Raw genomic sequence first — 2,865 nt, forward strand, 5'->3', positions numbered from 1 at the left:
GGCCACCCGGGCCCGCGCCCGGGGCGGGGGGGCGGCCCCCTCACGGGGGGGGGGGGGGGGGGGCGGGCGCCCGCTCGTCGGGGGGGGGGGGGGCCCCCCCCCCGGCCGCGGCCATGACCGGGTGCCAGCGGGTGGCGTCGAAGATCAGGGTGATGGACTCGATCCGCCCGTCCCGCAGGCGGAAGTGCTCGGCCGTGCGCTGGACGCCCACCGGCGTGGCGGTGTGCACGTCGTAGACGAGCGTGGCCTCCGACTCGCCGTACAGCTCGCTGATCATCTCGACGCCGGTGACCACTTGGAGGAACCCAGCCAGCCCGGACAGGTGGCCGGCGGCGTCGGAGCTGATCAGCGGGCTGCGGAAGGTGAACCCGTCGGAGAGGCGGGCGGCCGCGGCCGGGACGTCACCGGCGAACCTCGCCCGGTGGTAGTCCTGGACCGCGGCCCGGGTGCGGGCGGTCGTGCTCGTCATCGGGTCTGCTCCTCGAGGTAGCGGGCCAACACGTGCTGGTTCTCGACGACTTGCAGGCACAGGTGCCGGAGCAGCGTCGTCTCGGCCGGGGTGAACCCGCGGAAGAGCGCCGCCATGGCCGCCTGGGTGGGCCGGCGGAACTCGTCGAGCCAGGTCTGCCCGACCGGGGTGATCCGGGCGAGCACCGAGCGCCGGTCCCGCGAGTCGGGGACCCGCACCGCGAGCCCGCCCCGTTCCAGCGTGTCCACCAGACCGGTCACGTTCCGCGAGCTCACCCCGGCCGACTCGGCCAGGTCCTTGATGCTGATGCCGTTCTCGCTGCCGCTGAGGCGGATGAGCAGGTCCAGCGCGCCGGGGCTGAGCCCGCGGCTGTCCGTTCCCCTCGATCGCAGCCGTTCCAGGCTCTTGGCCGCCGCGCGGACGGCCGCGGCCGCCTCCATGGCGCTGATGTCGTCGCCGGGCGCGAACCGCTCCAGCGCGGCCCTGGCCTTCGGGTCGAACAGCCGGTCGTCCGGGTCGCGACCGAACGCGTCCGGTTCGTTGTCTACGTCATTCATGATGAAGCAGTACTTTAGTACGTGCTTCTCTATCTGTCACGGAAGTTGTGGCCGGAGTTGTCACGCCGGCCGGCCAACCCTGTGACACGGCTGTGGGGACCGACCTTCGTCGGTCCCCACAGCGGGTGTCAGGCGGTGGTGCGCCCGGACCTGTCCGTTCCCGGCGTTGTCCCCCGACGTCCGGGGGAACCGCCGCCGGTCACCAGGTCAGCGGGAGGGTGGAGATGAACGAGCCGAGGCGCTGGGCGATGAGCTGGTGGTCGTGGAGCGACGGGTGCCAGTGGCAGCCGAGCAGGTCCAGGCCGGAGTTGTCCTGGTACCAGTACCGCACCCGGTCGTCCCCGCGGCTGTTGCGCTCGCTCACGACCTGCTGGGCGCTGGTGGTGAAGGCGGTGCTGCCCTGGGTCCCGATGACCACGATGGTGGTGCCGGTGCCGTAGCGGGTGCGCAGCTTGTCCAGGAAGCCGTGGTAGGCCGCCTTGTAGTCGGCGACCAGGGCCTCGGGCGTCGACCACTTCTCGCCCGGGTTGAGGGCGGTGGAGAAGTCGTTGATGCCCAGGCCGACCACGACGAGCTGCGGTCGCCAGCTCGCCGGCTTCTGCCACACGTCGCCGTCCACGGCGAGCAGCGCCCGGTCGTAGTAGGTGCGGTAGCTGGTGCCGGGCTCGCCGCCGTTGTAGTTGCGCACCATGCCGCGGCCGGAGAAGGCGTTGACCTGGTAGTCGGCGTTGAGGCCGCGGGCGGTCAGCGCGCTGAACGCCTGGTCGGTGTTGGTGGTGCGGTTGACCTGGTCGCCGGTGCAGTCGCGGCTGGTCGACAGGTTGCCGTAGCCGGCGGTGTGCGAGTCCCCGATGAACTCGATCTGCCGGGTGCGCGCGGCGGGCTTGGCCAGGATCGTGCCGCCCGCCGCGGCGACGAAGCCGCCGAAGGAGCTGGTGGCCCAGGTGCTCTCGTTGCGCTTGACCAGCCGGACGGTGTGCTCGGCGTCGGTCAGGCCGTTGACCCAGTGGGTGCCGGCGGCGGGGGTGACCAGGGTGCGGGCGGTGCGGCCGTCGACCTGGACCTCGTAGTCGGCGGCGGGGTCGTTGAGCACGACGCCGACGCCGGTGCCGCGGAACCGGCCCTCGAAGTAGGTGCCGGGCCAGCTGAACTTCAGGGCGTCGCTGCCGACCTGCGTCCGGCCCGGGGTGCTGACCCGGTCGAGGGCGCCGGTGCCGGTGCCCGGGTCGCCGCCGGGGTCGCCGTTGCACGCCGTGCCGTTGAGGGTGAACTTCGTGGCGGCCGGGTTGGCGCCGGTGACCGTGCCGGTGAACCCGATGGACGTGGACGCGCCGGTGGTGAGGGAGCCGTTCCAGCCCACGCTCTGCGCCGTGACGTGGGCGGAGCTCTGGGCCCACGTGGCGTTCCAGCCCTGGGTGAGCTTCTGCCCGGCGTCGGTGAAGTCGAAGCCGAGCGTCCAGCCGCTGAGCGCGTCACCCAGGTTGGTGATCTTGACGTTGGCCTGGAAACCGCCCTGCCACTGGCTCGCGACCGAGTAGTCGACGCGGCAGCCGGTCGCCGCCGACGCCGGTGGCGCCAGGGTCGTGGTGGGTGCGATCACCGCCGCGAGTGCGGCGAGTACCGCGATGGGGCGCTTCATCGAGCCTCCTGGGATCTCGTGCCGGGATGGCGCGGGCAGGCCTGCGACGCGGGCCGACCACGGGGTTTCCGGAGATCGTGTTCGTCAACGGGATGAGCCGCCATCCAACCGCGTTTCACCCGGTTGGCGGGTGCGGGTCGTCTCAGGTGGCCGCGGAACACGGGAAGCGGCCGGCTGCCCGCCGCCGTGGGGCGGACAGC

General features: G+C 72.6%; 3 protein-coding genes. All 3 read right to left on the bottom strand.

Annotated features, from left to right (window positions below):
• Positions 1 to 40: 40 nt before the first annotated feature.
• Complete coding sequence (locus AB0G02_RS33845) at positions 41 to 469, bottom strand: hypothetical protein (RefSeq protein WP_360802534.1); 429 nt, start codon at positions 467 to 469, stop codon at positions 41 to 43.
• On the bottom strand, positions 466 to 1,026 hold the full coding sequence (locus AB0G02_RS33850; protein WP_360802538.1) for a MarR family transcriptional regulator: 561 nt from the start codon (positions 1,024 to 1,026) through the stop codon (positions 466 to 468). Before AB0G02_RS33850 ends, AB0G02_RS33845 begins: the two co-directional genes overlap by 4 nt.
• A gap of 199 nt (positions 1,027 to 1,225) precedes the next feature.
• Positions 1,226 to 2,665 carry a cellulose binding domain-containing protein gene (locus tag AB0G02_RS33855; RefSeq protein WP_360802541.1) on the bottom strand — a complete coding sequence of 480 codons (1,440 nt, stop codon included), beginning with the start codon at positions 2,663 to 2,665 and terminating at the stop codon, positions 1,226 to 1,228.
• Positions 2,666 to 2,865: the final 200 nt, after the last annotated feature.

This window comes from Actinosynnema sp. NPDC023658 (genome assembly GCF_040639995.1).
Classification (GTDB): Bacteria; Actinomycetota; Actinomycetes; order Mycobacteriales; family Pseudonocardiaceae; genus Actinosynnema.

What these genes read in the sequence shown, in the direction of transcription:
- AB0G02_RS33845 (WP_360802534.1), bottom strand. Translation starts at nt 469, where the DNA reads ATGACGAGCACGACCGCCCGCACCCGGGCCGCGGTCCAGGACTACCAC.
- AB0G02_RS33850 (WP_360802538.1), bottom strand. Translation starts at nt 1,026, where the DNA reads ATGAATGACGTAGACAACGAACCGGACGCGTTCGGTCGCGACCCGGAC.
- AB0G02_RS33855 (WP_360802541.1), bottom strand. Translation starts at nt 2,665, where the DNA reads ATGAAGCGCCCCATCGCGGTACTCGCCGCACTCGCGGCGGTGATCGCA.